The organism is Terriglobus roseus, from assembly GCF_900105625.1.
GTDB lineage: Bacteria > Acidobacteriota > Terriglobia > Terriglobales > Acidobacteriaceae > Terriglobus > Terriglobus roseus_B.
Map to the genome: position 1 here is coordinate 4,407,252 of NZ_FNSD01000001.1, position 17,514 is coordinate 4,424,765.

The window sequence follows — 17,514 nt, forward strand, 5'->3', positions numbered from 1 at the left end:
CGCCAGCTGCTTATGTCGGCGTGCGCTACCATAAACCCGAATGAAAAACGTTTCGATAAGCATCCTCGCCGGAGCAGCCTTGCTGCTCGTGACCTCTCCCGCAACGTACGCACAGAGCATCGCAGCGGCTGCTGAGCAGGCGCGGGTAGACGGTGCGGCCATGGCTTCGACCGTGATCGCGAAGTGGCCCAATGGTGTGCTGGCGACACAAGCGCGGCCCGGTGTGTGGACCTATGAGACGGGTGTCACTCTCGACGGCATGGCAGCGCAATGGCAGGTGTCGGCGAACGGCGGTGACTTCGCCTACGTGAAAGCTGCGGTGGATCGCTGGGTGGATGACAAGGGCAACATCAGCGTCGATCCGGGCAAGGCCTTTGATCCTTCGGCGCATACGCTCGACAATCTGGAGCCCGGCCGTGCCGTGATGCTGGTCTATCGCGTCACCGGCGATGCGCGCTACGCCAAGGCTGCGAAGACGCTGTATCAGCAGTTCGCCACGCAGCCTCGCACGACGGAGGGCGGCTTCTGGCACAAGCAGATCTATCCGCGGCAGATGTGGCTGGACGGCGCCTACATGGCCGAGCCTTTTCGCGCGGCGTACGCGCACACATTTCAGCAGACGGCTGACTTCGACGACATCGCAAAGCAGTTGCTGCTGATGCGCGACAAGACGCGCGACCCGAAGACTGGACTGCTGCATCACGGTTGGGACGCAAGCACTGCGGCCGAGCAGCCGCAGCCATGGGCCGACAAGCAGACCGGAATGTCTGCCGAGGTGTGGGCGCGTGCGATGGGCTGGTATGTCGTAGCACTCGTGGACACGCTGCCGTGGTTCCCTGAGGGGCATCCGGATCGTCCAAAGCTGATCGCTGCATTGCAGGACGCGATGGCAGCCGCGACGAAGTACCAGGACAAGTCGACAGGCCTGTGGTGGGATGTGCTGGACAAGGGCACGCAGCCCGGCAACTTCCTCGAAGCATCTGCTTCCGAGATGTTCGTCTATGCGACTGCGAAGGGTGTACGCCTTGGCTATCTGCCGCAGAGCTACGAAGCTTCCGCAGTGCGCGGATGGACCGGCATCGAGAAGAAGTTCATCACGAAGGACGCGGCGGGCCAGGTCACATTGCATGGCACGGTGAAGGTCAGCGGCCTGGGTGGCAAGCCCTATCGCGCGGGTGACTACAACTACTACGTCCACGAGGGTGTGGGCGATGACGATGGCAAGGGCGTCGGCATGTACCTGATGGCGGCGAGCGAGATGCAGATGGCTGCAACACAGTCGCTGGCTCAGGGCAGGCTGGTGCTTGCGGATGCCTGGTTCGATTCGCAGACGCGCAAGAATGCCGAAGGCCAGACCGAGCTCTTCCACTACAAGTTCGATGATGACGCGAACTCCGGCTTCGCGTTCTTTGGCAGAGGCTTTGAGCGCAACGGTGCGCGCATCGCGAATCTGCATGCAGCGCCCACAACGGAGAATCTTGCAAAGGCGAGCGTGTACATCCTAGCCTCGCCCGACATACCTTCGAAGACGCCGAATCCGAACTACATGGATGCGAAGTCCGGTGATGCGATTGAGGCATGGGTCAAGCAGGGCGGTGTCCTTCTGCTGATGCAGAACGACAACACCAACGCGGAGTTCGAGCACTTCGACACACTCACGCGGCGCTTTGGCATCCACTTCAACCCGGTGCTGCGCAACACGGTTGAGGGGCGTCACTTTGAGCAGGGCGAGCTTCACATTCCTGCCGGCACCGGTGGAATCTTCCCGCAGCCGCTGCAGGTCTACATGAAAGAAATCTGCACCATCACGACGAGCGGCCCCGCCAAGCCCATCTATGTCGACAGGGGCGATACGCTGATGGCGGTTGCGCGTGTGGGCAAGGGGACTGTGTACGCCGTGGTCGACCCTTGGCTCTACAACGAGTACGTGGATGGCCGCAAACTTCCGAAAGAGTTCCAGAACTTCGACGCGTCGGTAGCCTTGTCCGCCTGGGCATTGCGGCAGACGAAGTAAGCTTGCGCCGCACATTGGCGCAGTCCCGGTCGACGAAGGGACTGTCTAACAGACATGCCGAAAACAGCTGAACGCCCTGCACCCAACGCCGTCGCCGTGGGGCGCTTCGCCCACATCTGGCGCGCGTTGCGGCACCGCAACTTCCGCCTGTACATGATGGGGCAGGGCGTGTCGCTGATGGGCACGTGGATGACGCGGCTAGCACTGTCGTGGCTCACCTTCCGTCTGACGCACTCGGCATTTTTGCTGGGTCTGGTCGGATTCTCCGGGCAAATCCTGACATTCCTGCTGGCCCCGTTTGCCGGCGTCTGGGTCGATCGAGTCGATCGCCGCAAACTGTTGCTTGCAACGCAGGTCGCCGCCGCTCTGCAGTCGCTGGCTCTCGCATGGCTGACGCTCGCGGGTGTGATCACCATTGGTGAGATCCTTGCGCTGGCCGCATTGCAGGGCCTGATCGATGCCTTCGATATGCCGGCTCGGCAGTCGTTCGTGGTGAAGATGGTTCCCGAAAAAGCCGACCTGGGCAATGCCATTGCGCTTAATTCCTCAATGGTGAATGTCGCGAGGTTGGTGGGACCGCCCGTAGCTGCCTTCGTGATCGCGAGACTGAGCGAAGGATATTGCTTCCTGATCGATGGCGTGTCTTACATCGCGGTCATTGGGTCGCTGCTGCTGATGCGCGTCGTGCATGAACGTGTCGTCACCAATGGCAAGCCTTCCATGCTGGTCCAGATGCAGGATGGCTGGGGTTATGTCTCGCGCTATCTTCCGGTGCGCAATATCCTGCTGATGTTCGCGATCAGCAGCCTGCTTGGTATGTCCTCCATGGTGCTGACGCCAGTGGTTGCTATCGATGTCCTGCATGGCGGGCCGCATACGCTGGGTCTGTTAACGGCATGCAGCGGCGTCGGTGCATTGACATCGGCAATCCTGCTGGCATCGCGTAAGAGTGTTATCGGCCTGCTGCGCAAGATCCAGATGTCGTCCTATCTATTTGGCGCGGGTCTGATTGTGTTAAGCCTGTCGCACTGGCTGCTCCTGTCCCTGGCTGCAATGCTGGTCTCGGGCTTCGGCATGATGCAGGGTCTGGCATCCAGCAACACCGTCATCCAGACACTTGTGCCGGAAGAGAAGCGCGGTCGCGTGATGAGTTTCTACACGATGGCCTTCATTGGCATGACGCCCTTCGGAAGTCTGCTCGCGGGGTCTCTCGCGGCCCGGTTTGGTGCGCCGCACACGCTGATGCTGTGCGGTGTGGGCCTGATCCTTTCGGCGACCCTGTTCCTGTTGCAGAGCCCTCACATGAAGCGCGAGATGCGACCTCGCTACGAGGAACTCGGCCTCCTCCAGCCGCTCGCATAACTGGGTGGATGCGCCCTGTGACAGATAAGATCGTCTGCATGGGTAAGAAGCAGATTGATCCGGCGCACCGTTGCCGATGGGCGAACAGCGATGCGCTGATGACCAAGTATCACGACGAAGAGTGGGGCGTGCCTGAGCGCGACCCGCGCATGCTGTGGGAGACCCTAATGCTCGAAGGCTTCCAGGCTGGCCTGTCGTGGAGCATCATCCTGCGCAAACGCGAGACCTTCCGCGAGGCCTTCCTCGACTTCGATCCGAAGAAAGTCGCGCGCTTTGGCGAGCGTGAGATCGAAGTGCTGATGGCCAACCCGGGCATCGTTCGCGCTCGCGCCAAGATCGAATCCACCATCAAGGGCGCGCAGATCTATCTCGATATGAAGGAACGCGGCGAGAGCTTCGCAGACTTCTGCTGGAGCTTTACGGACGGCAAGGTCCTGAAGGGCGATGGCGAGACCTTTGCGACTACGACACCGCTCGCGGAGAAAATCGCGAAAGAGATGAAGAAACGTGGCTTCAAGTTTGTGGGGCCATCCATCACTTACGCGTGGATGCAGGCCGTCGGCATCGTGAATGATCACAGCAAAGAATGCTTCCGCCGCAAGCAGGTCCAGCCATCGACCGGGTGAAGGTGTATTGCGAAGGAATCGCAGCGGTCGAGATCCCCGTTGCGCGCCTGATGAGCAAGGACTATCGCGGCAAAAGAGAAATGCCGAGTCGGACTACGGAAGTCATGCACGCTCAAGGCGACCATCCACCTGAGCCTCTCGACCATCCACTTGACTCTTGATCGTCAAGCTGAGCCTCTTAATCATCCACTCGAGCCTCTCGACCATCTACGTGAGCCTCTCTCCACCCCAGGCTCTCTCCACCTGAGCTTCTTCATCATCCCCCCTGAGCCTCTTTCGGAGGAGCATGGCTTTAGCTATGCTGTTTGCGTCCAGGTTGAAACACGGCTTCAGCCGCTGAGGGATTCACTGCCCGTCGATAGGAAGTCCCTCAGGAGCTAAAGCGCAGTCCTTAGCAGTGCAGTTCTGACATGGCTGAAACCATGTCCCTCCGAGGGCTAGAGCGCCGAGCTAAAGCGCCATCGCCTTCCGCTTACGTTCGAAGAGATAGAAGACCGGCACCCCGAGAACGATCACAAGGCATCCGAGCAAGGTGTTCTTCGGATCATCCATCAGCTGGAAGACCGTCAGCGCAATCGATGCAAGGATGAAGAGAATCGGGACAACCGGATAGCCGGGCGTCGAGAAGGCACGAGGCTTGCCGGTCTTTGCGTCGCGGCTGCGGAAGACAAAAACAGTGCTGACAGCGAGGCCGTAGGTGATCCACTCCGCGAAGATGGCGAGTGAGAACAGCGCCTGGAAACGGCCAATGGCGAAGATCAGCAGGGACGACATCGCAGCCTGCACGACGAGTGACACCGCAGGTGTTTCAAAACGCGGATGGACGCTGGCAATCGATGAGAAGAATAGGCGGTCGCGTGCGGCGGCAAAGCTGATGCGTGCCCCCGAAAGCGTTGTGGCGATGAGCGTCGCGGTGATACTGATGGCCATGCCGATGCTGACCAGCGCTGCTCCCCATGCGATGCCGTGAGAGCTCATCACCAGGCGGAGAGCGTCTGCGGCAGGACGATCATCCGCGGCAAGCGCCGCTGCCGGAAGCACGTATTGAATCGCCGCATTGGTCAGCATGTAAAGGCCACCAACAGCCAGAATTCCGCCGACCAACGCAATGGGCAGATCACGCTGCGGGCGCTTCACTTCGCCTGCGACGGCCGCTACGTCAGACCAGCCGTCATAGGCCCACAGCGCGGCGATCAGCGCCACCATGAAGCCGGCTGCTCCGCCTCGTGCTCCTGTGAAGACAGAGGCGAAGTGGTGCACGGACCCGAGTGGACCGGCGAAGACAAAGCAACTGATCGCAATGACCGCGATAAGGATGACCTTCAGGAGAGTCAGGCCCATCTGCACGTCCGCCGCCTTGCGTGTGCCGACGATATCGAGGCCGGTTGCGAGCCACAGGGCGACCAGTGCGGCGACCTGTCCCCAGTTCATATGGAGGAAGGCGGGATTGTTGAAGAAGTAGAAGATGCTGAAGGTCGCCAGCGTCCGCACAAGACCGCTCACGACCGATGCGATGGAGGCGGGCTTCGCAATGGTCCACCACGTCCACATGTGCAGGAAGCCGACCATGTCGCCATATGCCTCGCGCAGAAAGGCGTATTCGCCACCATAGGCGGGGCGGGCAGAGGCGATCTCTGCATAAGTGAGAGATCCGAAGAGGCTGAGCAGGCCGCCGACGATCCACACCAGGTACAGCGTGCTGGACTTGCCGACTGCCGCGATCATCTCGCGCGGGACAAGGAAGATGCCGCTGCCGATGATGATACCGACAACAATGGCCGTGGCATGCCGTGCGCCGAGGACACGCGGCAGTTCGTGGTCGTGCTGCGGGTGGGAAGTCATGCGGTGGATGCAGCGTAGCATCCACCGCAGCGATCCGGGAAATCGAATCGATCAGAAGTAGAACTTGCTCTCGGCCCAGTCCGGGGCCAATGGCATCTTGCGATGACGCGCGAGGTAGATATCGTGCCGCTCGTACGGCATGGAGAGCGGGTTGTCGACGTGACCGACCACCTGCACCTCCTCGTAGTACTTGCGGAGCTTCTCCACCGACGTCTTGCGATCGATGATCATCAGTTCTCCGTCCAACCCGCGCGTGCCCCACAACCAATAGGTGTTGTGCTCGCTGATCACTGTCGGCAGGCCGTGCCCCAGCCACTCCAGCGATGCGGCTTCACCGTAATTGCCGCAGAAGATGCCAACCTTCGCCCGGTCTTCCGGCGAAAGGCTGTTGACGATGCGGGTGACCTCGTCGACATTCTCCTGCCAGCCGTAACGGTCCGCGAAGAACTGTGGCAGGGCAGCGCGTTCTGCGTTCTCCGTCTCGGTGTCCGGAAGATGGAGTGTCTTTGCGAAGCGCCAGTAAGCCTGCGGTCTGAGAACCGGCGCGGCCGATGGAAAGACGATCGCCGAAAAAACAAACATGGTGGCGATGGCGCCGATGAAGGCGAGACCGCTGTCACGTTGTACGGTCTCTCGCTTGGCGAATCGTGCCTGCCATGCGACACCGCCCGCGGCGAAGAGGATGGGATAGACCGGCGCAAAGTAATAGTCTTTCGCCCCGAGCGCGATCATAACGACGAGCAGAATCAGAAACGTCAGGCCAAGCCATCTGCGGTCTGCTCGTCGCAGCAGGTGAACCAGTCCGGGAATCCACACCAACGCGGTCCACGGGCCGATGACCACAAGTTGATTAAGCAGGAAGGCCGGCGGCGACAGCGCGATGTTCTTGCCTTCAACACGCCCGTTGTGCAGGAATTCGAGCGTAGGCCAGTGGTTGTGAAGCTGCCAGAAGACGTTGGGGAGCGCTATGACGGTTAACAGCGCAACGCCGTAGGCGGCCTGGCGTGTAAAGAGAACTCTCCGCTGCGGCGTGAGCAACAGCGCAATGCCGAGCGAGACCAGGAAGAAGAGCATGGACGGCTTGTTCAGCAGACCGATGCCGGCGCTGACGCCGAGCAGGGACCACCACATCCAGCGGCGGTCAGTGCCTTCCGCCTCATCGCGCAGGATCATGATCAACGCGAGCAGGCACGGCATCCAGAACATAGACTCGAAGCTGTTCATGGACAGAAAGCCATCGATGCCGAGGAAGAGCGGGACGCAGGTGACTGCGGCCATGGCCAGCGCCTGCGCGGATCTTCGGCCACCAAGTGACCAACAGAGCATGCCCGTCAGAAAAACGCGCATCGCTCCCGCTCCAGCCGATAAGATCCGGATGCCTAAAAGGCTGTGGCCGAAGACCGTCTCAGCGAAACGGGCCTGCAGCGCCACGATTGGGCCGTGATCCACATAGCCCCACGCCAGGTGGCGTCCGCACATCAGGTAGTAGAACTCGTCGCGAAAGTATCCAACGCCGATATGCCGCTGCCAGAGGGTTGCGGCGATGTGGATCAGAAGTTTGATCGCCGAGAAAAGCAGCGCAAGGCGGACGGCGGAGCGCAGGGAAACGTCTGCCGGTCGGACGATGGTCGTGCGGGTCATGCCGGAAGCATACGCAACCCGCAGCCTCCTTGTTCCTCCAATTTGCAGCTTACGTTTCCGGCGCAGGCATCGGCGGGCGTGCGGTAGCATCCAACGGAGCGCAAAACAAATTTACGCACCACACACCAAGGGGCACACAGATGGAATGGACGCCGGGCGGTACCAGCAGTGACATCGAGGATCGGCGGGGCGATTCCGGCGGCGGTGGCGGCTTCAACCTGGGTGGCGGTGGTGGCTTCGGCATCGTGGGCTTCATCATTGTTGTTGTGATCGGCCTCATCTCCGGCCGAGGTTTCCTTGGCAGCATCCTTGGCGGTCTCGGCGCGGGCATGGGCAGCGGTGGGGCCAACGTACAACCGGCGCAGGAGCGCCAGGCACGTAACGCGGATGGCACCGTGCAGGAGAGCAGTTCGGAGCATCGCGACGTGCAGCTTGTCTCCTTCGTACTGGACGATGCGCAGAAGACTTGGACGGCGATCCTGCCAGAGCAGGCCGGGCGAAACTATCGGCATGCCAAGCTGGTGCTCTTCCGCGATGCAACCCGTTCCGGCTGCGGCAATGCACAGTCCTCTACGGGTCCTTTCTACTGCCCGCAGGACGAGCGTGTGTACATCGATCTCGGTTTCTGGGATGAGTTGCGCAAGCTTGGCGGCAATACCGGCGACTTTGCGCAGGCCTACGTCATCACGCATGAGCTTGGCCATCATGTGCAGAACATCCTCGGCATCGAGCAGCGGGCGCAGAGCGCCATGCGCGATCCATCGCAGCGCTCGAAGACCTCCGTTGAGCTCGAACTGCAGGCCGACTGTTACGCAGGTATCTGGGCGCACAGCACGCAACAGCGCAACATCCTCCAGTCGGGCGATATCGACCAGGCGCTGCAGAACGCGGCTGCCGTGGGTGACGACCACATCCAGAAGATGCAGCGTGGCAGCGTGAGCCCGGAGAGCTTTACGCATGGCACCAGCGCGGAACGCCAGGGCTGGTTCAAGCGCGGCTTCACCACGGGCGAGGTGAAGCAGTGCGACACCTTCACCGCCGGGGCAGATGGCTACGGCCGCTGAAGACGTGGGCGCGCCGTTAGCCGTCGATGATCCAATCCGAAGACGGGCATCGGCGCGCTTGGCTCTGCGGCTGTATGTCATCGCTTTTGTGTTGCTATCGGTGATCGGGTGGGGCCTTGAGATTGCCGGCCGTGCAGACGTGGGCGATGTGTCGATTGACCACTCGGCACTCTTTCATCCGGAGGAAGATTTCCGGGACCACGCTGCCTTTGGCGACCTGACCGACGTGAAAGAGCGCACCGTACACCTGAGTGCTGCGGCACTCCGAAAGCCGGACGCCGTCGCCTTCCCCTATCCGCCTGCGTCGGCGTTTCTGTTCAAGTTCTTCAACCAGGGGTTCCGTAATGGCGTGGCTGCCTATCTTTGTTGCTTCGGACTGATCGCTATCATTGCGATTCTGCTGGTAGCGATCAGGATGGGCCGCGCACTGCCGCTCGCCTGGGCTGCTCTTGCGGTCACGGTGCTCCTGGGCTCTGCGCAGATCTTCTGCGCGAATCGCGGAAACCTGGAGCTCTTCAGCGCGACCTTCGCAGCGGCAGGGCTCGGTTTGTTTCTCGGAGGCTTTGGCTGGGCGGCCGCGGTGCTGATCGGTTTGGCGATGTGTGTCAAACCATTTCCGGCGGCGCTGCTGTTGTTGTTCCTGTGGCGCAGGCAGTGGGCTCAGGCAGCGGTCGCTCTTGCTGTCTGCCTCGTCCTGTCGATCAGTGCCCTGTACATCCTGGGACCGAGTGTGGCCGCAGCAGGGAAGATCATTCTTGCCTGCTGGGGTGATTACTTTTATCAGCAAGTCCTTGTGCTGAACATCGTCCAGGAACTCAAGACGGATCATTCCCTGATGGACGCAGTGAAGATGCTCCTGTGGCGATTGCTGGGGGATGACTCGCTGGCCGTCCGGTTGACGGATTCGGACCTGCCGGTATGGGCCCGGCTTGATCTCTGGACCCGGTTCTTCGAGGTCTTCGCAATCCTCGCAGTTACAGGAACGGCATGGTACTTCCGTCGCAAACCGATTCTCAACCAGGTCTTCGCGCTTGTGCTGTTGATGCTCCTGCTGCCTTACATCTCGTCGGAGTACACGCTGATGCTGCTGTACCTGCCGTGTGCAGTGCTGCTGCTCTGGATCAGCCGCGATGAGTGGGCGGCGAGTACCGGGCAAATGGTTTTGCTGGCCTTGCCGCTGGCAATGATCTTCGCGCCGCTGAATGTCGTGGGGGTGTACTCAGGGGTCGTAAAGACCCTTCTGTTGCTTGGTCTGTTCGGCTACATCGCGGTCGTGCCGTTGCAAAGAACAAACACTTCGCAGTGATACGGTAGAGACTACTGCAGGATGCGCAGGGAAGGTTCTGCCGAGTCGGTGGTCGGTGTGCCCATCCCATCGATGGCGCCCTCCCGTTCCCCGTCGAAGTAGGCACGAATCTTCCTGGCCGTTGCCGCGTTCACCACCGCTGTCAGAGCGTCGTAGCCTGCTGCCTTGATCCCGCGCAGGCTGCCGAAGTGTTCGATCAGTCGCTTGCGGGTGGTGTCGCCCACGCCCGGTATCTCCAGCAGTTCGCTGTCGCGGTCGCGCATCTCGCGGCGTTTGCGGTGGTAGCTGATGGCGAAGCGATGCGACTCATCGCGGATGCGCTGCACTAAGTGGAGGACCGGACTGCGCCGGTCTAAGACCACAGGATCGTCCTCCTGCCCGTAGACGTAGATCACCTCTTCACGCTTGGCGATGGAGGCCAGCGGCTGCAGGGTGATGCCAATGCTCTCAAGCGCCGCGTACGCCGCGTGGAGCTGGCCTAAGCCGCCGTCGATGAGGATCAGCGAAGGGAAGGGCTCGTTGTTGGCCTGCAGCTTGCTGTAACGGCGAACAAGAATCTCGTGCATTGACGCGAAGTCATCGACACCGCTGACCGTCTTCACCTTGAACTTGCGGTAGTCGGCCTTCTTCATCTCGCCGTTCTCCCAGACGACCATGCTGGCAACGGTCTCGGCGCCGGCGATGTGCGAGATGTCGAAGCACTCGATGCGTGTGGGCGTTTCGGGCAGTCCCAGTGCCTCCTGCAGCGCATTCGCGATGGCGTTCTTCGATGGTGTCAGCGTGCGGAAGCGTTGATCGTACGCCTGCTTGGCATTCTGCCCCACAAGGTCGACGAGCGATCGCTTGTCCCCGCGCTGTGGTGCGAGGATCTCGACCTTGCGGCCGGACTGCTCGCTCAGGAAGGATGCCAGCGCCACTCGATCGGGGAACTCCAGCGGCACAAGGATCGTGCGCGGAACGTAAGGCTGATCCAGATAAAGCTGCTTAAGAAACGCTGAGAAAAAGACGCCTGGGGAGAATGGTTCGCCGGCGGCTGGTGACGCGTTCACGCTGTCCGCCGCGGGCTCGGCTTGTTCTTTCAGGCTGACGCCCGGCGTCGGCTCAACGGAGAGTTCATCCTGCTCAGGTTCGGGAGCATCGAAGAGCAGATCGGGCAGGTCTTCCCAGAAGAAGTCACGCTTGTCGACGATCTTGCCCTCGCGCATATGGAACTGCCCGACGGCGAGCATCTCCTTGTCGAAGTGATAGCCGAAGACGTCGGCATCCTCATTCTCTGCAGAGGCGATGCGCTGCTTCTCCTGCAACTGGTGCACGGTCACTAACTGGTCGCGGAATTTTGCTGCCATCTCGTACTGCTCGTTCATGGCAGCGTCGGCCATGCGCTTCTTCAGACGGCCCTCAAGCTCATCTTCATGGCCCTCCAGGAACAATTGCACATCGCGGATGGCCTCGCGATACGTCTCTGCTGCCACCTGGTTCTCGACACAGGGCGCCAGGCACCGCTTGATGTAGAACTCGAGGCACGGCCGTGGATGATACCGATTCAGGTCGACCTTGCAGCTCGGGATCAGGAACGATCGATGGATCAGGTCCACGATGCGATACGCAAGGTTACCCGGGAAGTAGGGGCCGTAATACTGGCTGCCATCCTTCTTCAATTTGCGTGTGACGAAGACCTTTGGGTGACGGTCGCCCACGGTCAGCTTCACGTAGGGGTAGGTCTTGTCATCGCGCAGCAGGATATTGAAACGCGGCTTCCGCTGCTTGATCAGGTTATTCTCGAGCGCCAGAGCTTCGTGCTCGTTCGCTACCTGAATGTAATCAACGTCGACGGCCTCACGCATCAGCGAGCCGGTCTTCCGGTTTGCTAACTGGTTCGCTTCCAGCAGGTAACTGCTCACACGGCTGCGAAGGTTCTTCGCCTTGCCGACGTAGATGACCTCGCCTTCCGCGTTCTTGTACAGGTAGACGCCTGGCTGCTTTGGCAGCGTCCGAATTTTAGCGGCGAGATCCATGGGGCTTGTTTCGAGGCGAGCGCGATGCTGACTGTAGTTTAGATCGCCGCCGTGACAGGAAGATTCTGCCCGAAATTCCGGCAAATTCTGCCATGCTTTTGTCGTATTGCTTTCGCACGGACGGTGCAAAGCTATCAATTCAAAGTGGTTGTGCCGTAGAAGTGTTTGGTGTCCAAGTTGCTTCGTTCCCTACGTCAGGCGCCATGCGCCTTTAAGACCTGGAGGATGGACCAATGAATACCAGCGCAAAGAAAATGACACGTGCGGGTTTGGCGGCAGGTTCCGCTGCCCTGATTCTCTTTCTGACCACGGGCTGCTCCACCAAGAACTACGTTCGTTCGCAGACGGCACCCCTGGTGCAGAACACCAATGAACTTGATGCACGCACCTCGCAGGACCACCGCAATATCGTAGACACGGACACGCGTGCGCAGGCGGGTATCGCCAGCGCTCAGAACGCAGCGAACGCAGCGGATCAACATGCAATGGCCGCTGGTCAGGCAGCGAACCAGGCGCAGGGTAGTGCGAAGGATGCTTACAACCGCGTCGACTCTCTGTCGGGTGTAGTGGCTGGTCTGGATACTTACAAGCCGTTGAGTGAGAGCAGTGTGACCTTTGCCTTCGATAAGTCGACGCTAACGCCGGCGGACAAGAAGGCCCTTGACACCATCGCGGCGAGCCTGGACACAACGAAGCACTACATCCTGGAACTGACGGGTGGAACTGACTCCACGGGCGATGCCCAGTACAACTACGCCCTGAGCCAGAAGCGTGCGGACGCCGTGGCCTTCTACCTGCAGAGCAAGTACAACATTGCGCCGCACAAGTTCTACATGGTCGGCATCGGCAAGGATAAGGAAGTAGCTTCCAACCGTACGGCAGCAGGTCGTAAGGAGAACCGCCGAGTTGAGGTTCGCGTCCTGTCGAACCTGCAGGAAGAGGCAACCACGTCCGCCCAGAACGCACCGGCCGGCCAGTAGTTCCTTTCGCTCACCGTATTCCAAAGGGGTGGCCAACATGGCCACCCCTTTTGCATTGTTTTCTTCATGAGTAGATTAGGGAGCCACATAATTTCAAGGCAATCGAGTACGCTCACTGAAGAAGGGCCGTCCGATGCCAAAACTAGTATCCAGTTCTTCAGAACTATCTGGCATAGGTACCAGCAAAGAGGATGATGCCCAGATCACCGGGAAGCAGCTCAATGAAGAAATTCGGCTGTTGGACAGCGGCGGTCTTCGCTGGCTGAGTCACATACCCACGCTTGAAGCCCACTTCGAGACAACGACAGCGGCGCAACGCTCTCGGCGATTTTGGATGCTCGGCATCGTCTGCATCTTCGTGTTCAACTTCTTCCTGATCTCTGACTATCTCTTCTCTCCGGCGCACTTCCTTCATGCGTTCGTGGTCAGGGCCTGCATCGCAACGCCGCCGACGATACTCGCGGTCGTCTTCTTACGCCGCGGCGTCAGCAAGGCGGTACGCGAGGGCATGGCCATTATGGTCTGTGCCATCTTTGCGTTGTGCAGCCTGGATCTTTATTTCAATGTCAGCCCGGTGGTCTCGACCTATGCCATGACTTCGATGGCGATCCTGGTGCTCTTCACCAACATCGGCATTCGCGTTCGTTTGCCGTACGCGATTTTTGCAGCGGTGATGTGCCTTCTGTTTGGCATCGTCTACCTGCTGACAGACTCCACGCTGAAGAACCCGGAGAAGTTTCAAAGCTTCTCGATCCTGCTGGCAGCCGCGGTGCTTTCCCTGGTGTCCAACTACACCGCCGAACGGGGAGAGCGGCTCAACTTCCTCCATCGGATTCGAATCGAAGCGAACTTTGGAGCGTTGGTCGATGCGAACGATCAGCTGCTGATTCTTTCGCGGGAAGACAAACTTACCGGGATGGCGAATCGCGGTCACTTTGACGAGACCTACAAGCGCGCCTGGGCCGAATGCGCTCAGAGGGGAGCAGGTCTTTCGATCATCATGATCGACATCGACAACTTCAAATCCATGAACGACCGCTACGGCCACCCGTATGGAGACCTGGTTATCCAGCGCGTGGCGCTGCTGCTGAAGCAGTCTTTGCGCAATGAGAATGACTTTGTGGCGCGCTACGGTGGCGAGGAATTCGTAGTGATGCTGCCCAACGCTGCCGAGAGAGTTGCACTCCACGTCGCGCAACGAATCCGGTTGCTGGTGGAGGTCGCAGGCAGTCCCCCGGTTTCGCTGTCAGTCCCAAGTGAAGGCGGTTGGGGAACCGTCAGTTGCGGTGTGTCAACGGCCTGGCCGCGTCACGGCATGAATCGTAACGATCTGATTGCGCGCGCCGACCTGGCACTCTATCGAGCCAAAGCCGACGGACGGAATCGCGTCTCTGTCGATGAGCAGGCAGCTTAGAGGGGGAGGGGCGAAGACTAGAGCAGTGAGCCGATCAGGTGGCCCATCTTGTCCCGCTTCACTTCCAGATACTTCTGGCTGGTTAGTTCCGCGGCGACTTCTGCACTGATCCGTTCCACGACTCGAATGCCGGCATTTTCCATGGCCTGCACCTTCTCCGGGTTGTTCGTGATCAGGCGGACGGCCTTGACGCCCAGCTGCTTGAGGATCTCCGCAGGCAGGGTGAAGTCGCGATGGTCGGAACGATAACCCAGATCTTCATTGGCCTGGATCGTGTCCCGGCCCTGGTCCTGCAGTTCGTAGGCGCGCAGCTTTGCCATCAGGCCGATACCGCGGCCTTCCTGCGCCTCGTAGATCAGGATGCCGGCGCCATGTGCCGTGATCGTGTCCAGCGCCAGTTCGAGTTGCTGGCGGCAGTCACAGCGCAACGAATGAAACACATCGCCCGTAAGGCACTGCGAATGGACGCGAACAATCGGTGTCTTGCCGTTGCAGTCACCGTCGCTGCAATTCCCGAAGACTAGAGCGACAGCTTCTTCGACCGTCTTGCCCATGGGACCGGGCGTAGCACCCGGAGGCAGGTGGCCTTCGAAGCCAAGAATGCGGAAACTGCCCCAGCGCGTGGGCAGATCGGCTTCGGCAATTTTTTCAACCCGGCTGTAGAGCATAACGTCATTCTATAGATGCAGGGCGAACCGGACGGATGCAGACGCAGCGTCTTGGAGCAACGGGGCGGCGCGGAGGCGACCGGTCGACGTAGAGTAGAACCGTGAACCCAATCGAACCCAAGCTGGTTCTTATCTCGTTGTTGGTCCAGTTGGGCGTCGCGGCGGCGGTATCCAGTTCGCTGGCGCGGTCCACGTTGTTCCGCAGGCTATTGCTGAGGCCCGAGCGCTCCCCGATGGACCGGTTGAAGATGGTTGCGCTGATCTGCGCTCCACTGATGCTCGGCGTCTGGATCCGCGGGGTTGTGCCGAACTTTCTCGCTGCCGATATCTCGCTGGCAACGGTGATATTGCTGGGCACCATCGTGGGCACGCCTGCGGCATCCATGGGGGCAGTTCTCCTCTCGCTTCCAGCGCTGCTCCATCGCGAGTACCTCTCACTCCCCGTAAACCTGATTGCGGCCGCAGTGGCGGGAGCGTTCTACCGTTTCGTGGATGTTGAAGCTGTCTGGTCGTTTTCACCGATGATCGACCTGAGCCTCTATCGCTGGGTCCGCCGCAACCTGCGCCGCCCTCACCTGGACCGGCAGGTCCTCCTGCTGGTGATCATCGCCCTGCTGCAACTGGGTGCCAGCGAAGTTGCAGAGTTCTATCCGCGCCGCTACTTCAGCCTGCGGTCTGACCTTTGGCTGTTGCAGCTTGCCATCTGCGCCGCTACTCCGGTGCTGGTGGGTATCCCACTGAAGATCTGGAATGCGATACGCATTGAGGACAAGCTGGAGCAGCAGGCGCGCCTGCTGCTGGAGGCTCGGCTGGACGCTCTGCAGCGCCAGATCAATCCACACTTTCTGTTCAACACGCTGAACTCCATTGGATCGCTTATACGGGTCGAGCCGGACATGGCGCGCGAGATGGTCAACCGACTGGCCAACATCCTGCGCATCTTGCTCCGGACGCGCGAAGCGTTTGTGCCTTTCCGTGACGAGCTTGCATTCACGGACGATTACCTGGGCATTGAAGTGGTTCGCTTTGGAGAAAAGCTGCGCGTTGTGAAGGAAATTGCGCCGGAGACGCTGGACCTGGTCGTGCCCAGCATGCTGCTGCAGCCGCTGATCGAGAACAGCATCAAGCATGGTCTGGAGCCGCGCATCAGCGGTGGTACGGTGACGCTGCGGAGTCGCGTGCGTGGCCAACGACTGCTGCTTGAGGTGGAAGACGATGGAGTCGGCGTCGCGCCGGAACGACCGCTGAACAGCGCAAGCGGTCTGGTGCGGCCAGGGACCGGCATCGGCATGAAGAACGTGCGGGAGCGTATGGAAGTGCTCTACGGCCCCGACGCTGTGATGGAGATGGAGAGCCGGCCGGGTCGGGGCACACGCATCACGCTGGAGATGCCGATCGTCGATAGCACCGAGCTGGCCGGTGGCCGGGGCGATTCCCGGCGCTAGAGGTCTGCGAAGCTGATCAGTGCAATGCGGCCATCGCGAACTGCCTTTGGGATCAGTTGAAGAAGGGCCTCCCGCTCCGTGTCGCGTGTCGCTCGCAGACGTGTCTTCACCTGATCCAGATCCCGATCGTTGTAGCCCGGGTGGCAGACCAGCTCCCACGTGCCCGGCGTTGCCGCGGTGAGCAGGCGCTCTAACGTCTCCGCATCCAGGTTCCCCGTAGCGGAGACGCCGATCGAGCCGTCCGTCGTTTTCAGGCCGGCAGCCCGGCGCAGTTTGTGAAACCTCTCCGAGAACCTCCGCAACGCAGCGACCTCCATCTTGCGCAGGAGCGCTCCACGGGTAAGGTTGGCCGACCATGCCTGCTCGAACGGATTGCGGATGGCCCGCACGTCGCAACGCAGGGCTGCACGGATCAAAGGTCGCGCGACGTGCGGAAACAGGTGCGTGTGCTTGTGCGTGTCCACGTGAGTGACCACGACGCCGGCAGACTGAAGTCGGGAGATCTGCGCGACCGCCTCAATCTCAATCTCTTTCTCGGTGATCCGACCCATCTGCAGATCGGCAACAAACCGGACAAGGGAAGTCTGCAGCTTGCCGTTTTTATTTACGAGCGATGGGACCTGGGCTGCGGGGGAAACGGGGGATCCATCTACCAGAACGACATGGCAGCCAGTCGCAGGCGCGCCCCCGGCGATGGCGTCTTGGAACGCCGATCCGTTCGCCATCAGCGTCGTCGATGACAACGCACCCGCGGCGGCAAGCTCTGTGACCGCCCGGTTAACTCCGGCGGTCAGACCTGCGTCGTCAGCGTTCACAATCAGGCGGATCGCAGGTGTCGGTGTCAGAGGAGGCATCTTGCGAAGTCTAAATGCGCGCGCCGAATCGCACCGGCCCGAAGTGTGAACGGTCGCATAGGCCTACCGACCGTCGGCTCGGTCCGCTGCACACTGCCCAAACGCGAGCGCCATTTTCGGCAACTTTTTCCCACTGTTGGCGCATTTTGCGACATTTGATTGCATAAACAACATCTTTTAGCTCCTCCACTGGGTTATTCTCGGTTCAAGCAGCCAGTAAAAGGCAGTCATCCCAGAACTTTCTGGCGGTGCTGCAGGCCGAACTCCCTCAACGTAACCACGC

13 protein-coding genes are annotated in these 17,514 nt (G+C 60.4%); 8 read left to right on the plus strand and 5 right to left on the minus strand.

Annotated elements, in window-relative coordinates; translation table 11 throughout:
• The first annotated feature begins 40 nt into the window (after window positions 1-40).
• Genes BLW03_RS18290 through BLW03_RS18300 form a run of 3 tightly spaced genes read left to right on the plus strand, consistent with a single transcriptional unit; the run spans window position 41 to window position 4,002 of the window.
• Window positions 41-2,014 (plus strand): glycoside hydrolase family 88/105 protein, encoded by a 1,974-nt coding sequence (locus tag BLW03_RS18290; protein WP_074655430.1) that lies wholly within the window; start codon window positions 41-43, stop codon window positions 2,012-2,014.
• A gap of 54 nt (window positions 2,015-2,068) precedes the next feature.
• Window positions 2,069-3,376, plus strand: a complete 1,308-nt coding sequence (locus BLW03_RS18295) for an MFS transporter (RefSeq protein ID WP_074655431.1) — start codon at window positions 2,069-2,071, stop codon at window positions 3,374-3,376.
• An 8-nt stretch (window positions 3,377-3,384) separates the two neighbouring features.
• Window positions 3,385-4,002, plus strand: coding sequence for a DNA-3-methyladenine glycosylase I (locus BLW03_RS18300; protein WP_280138036.1), 618 nt, complete (start codon window positions 3,385-3,387; stop codon window positions 4,000-4,002).
• A gap of 450 nt (window positions 4,003-4,452) precedes the next feature.
• On the opposite strand, the gene BLW03_RS18305 is transcribed toward BLW03_RS18300, so the two are convergent.
• Window positions 4,453-5,844, minus strand: coding sequence for an APC family permease (locus BLW03_RS18305; protein ID WP_244502153.1), 1,392 nt, complete (start codon window positions 5,842-5,844; stop codon window positions 4,453-4,455).
• 51 nt (window positions 5,845-5,895) lie between these two features.
• Window positions 5,896-7,485, minus strand: coding sequence for a glycosyltransferase family 39 protein (locus tag BLW03_RS18310; protein ID WP_074655433.1), 1,590 nt, complete (start codon window positions 7,483-7,485; stop codon window positions 5,896-5,898).
• A 140-nt stretch (window positions 7,486-7,625) separates the two neighbouring features.
• Between BLW03_RS18310 and ypfJ the strand changes: the two genes are divergently transcribed.
• Window positions 7,626-8,549: a KPN_02809 family neutral zinc metallopeptidase gene (gene ypfJ, locus BLW03_RS18315; protein WP_074656143.1), complete on the plus strand. Its 924-nt coding sequence runs from the start codon at window positions 7,626-7,628 to the stop codon at window positions 8,547-8,549.
• Window positions 8,533-9,855: a glycosyltransferase 87 family protein gene (locus tag BLW03_RS18320; RefSeq protein WP_074655434.1), complete on the plus strand. Its 1,323-nt coding sequence runs from the start codon at window positions 8,533-8,535 to the stop codon at window positions 9,853-9,855. Before ypfJ ends, BLW03_RS18320 begins: the two co-directional genes overlap by 17 nt.
• Before the next feature lie 11 nt (window positions 9,856-9,866).
• On the opposite strand, the gene uvrC is transcribed toward BLW03_RS18320, so the two are convergent.
• The gene (gene uvrC, locus BLW03_RS18325) at window positions 9,867-11,870 is read right to left on the minus strand and encodes an excinuclease ABC subunit UvrC (RefSeq protein WP_074655435.1); all 2,004 of its coding nucleotides are present in this window, start codon (window positions 11,868-11,870) and stop codon (window positions 9,867-9,869) included.
• A 233-nt stretch (window positions 11,871-12,103) separates the two neighbouring features.
• On the opposite strand from uvrC, the gene BLW03_RS18330 reads away from it, so the two are divergent.
• Window positions 12,104-12,850 carry an OmpA family protein gene (locus BLW03_RS18330; protein ID WP_074655436.1) on the plus strand — a complete coding sequence of 249 codons (747 nt, stop codon included), beginning with the start codon at window positions 12,104-12,106 and terminating at the stop codon, window positions 12,848-12,850.
• A 133-nt stretch (window positions 12,851-12,983) separates the two neighbouring features.
• Window positions 12,984-14,264 carry a GGDEF domain-containing protein gene (locus tag BLW03_RS18335; protein ID WP_083350641.1) on the plus strand — a complete coding sequence of 427 codons (1,281 nt, stop codon included), beginning with the start codon at window positions 12,984-12,986 and terminating at the stop codon, window positions 14,262-14,264.
• A 17-nt stretch (window positions 14,265-14,281) separates the two neighbouring features.
• Here BLW03_RS18335 and ribA read toward each other — a convergent pair whose 3' ends face one another.
• A complete protein-coding gene (gene ribA / locus BLW03_RS18340) occupies window positions 14,282-14,932 on the minus strand; it encodes a GTP cyclohydrolase II (RefSeq protein WP_074655438.1) in 651 nt (216 codons plus the stop codon).
• Between the two features lie 101 nt (window positions 14,933-15,033).
• Here ribA and BLW03_RS18345 point away from each other — a divergent pair, with 101 nt between their 5' ends.
• Window positions 15,034-16,377, plus strand: a complete 1,344-nt coding sequence (locus BLW03_RS18345; RefSeq protein ID WP_074655439.1) for a sensor histidine kinase — start codon at window positions 15,034-15,036, stop codon at window positions 16,375-16,377.
• On the opposite strand, the gene BLW03_RS18350 is transcribed toward BLW03_RS18345, so the two are convergent.
• Window positions 16,374-17,231, minus strand: a complete 858-nt coding sequence (locus tag BLW03_RS18350) for a ChbG/HpnK family deacetylase (protein WP_074655440.1) — start codon at window positions 17,229-17,231, stop codon at window positions 16,374-16,376. The genes BLW03_RS18345 and BLW03_RS18350 overlap by 4 nt on opposite strands.
• Window positions 17,232-17,514: the final 283 nt, after the last annotated feature.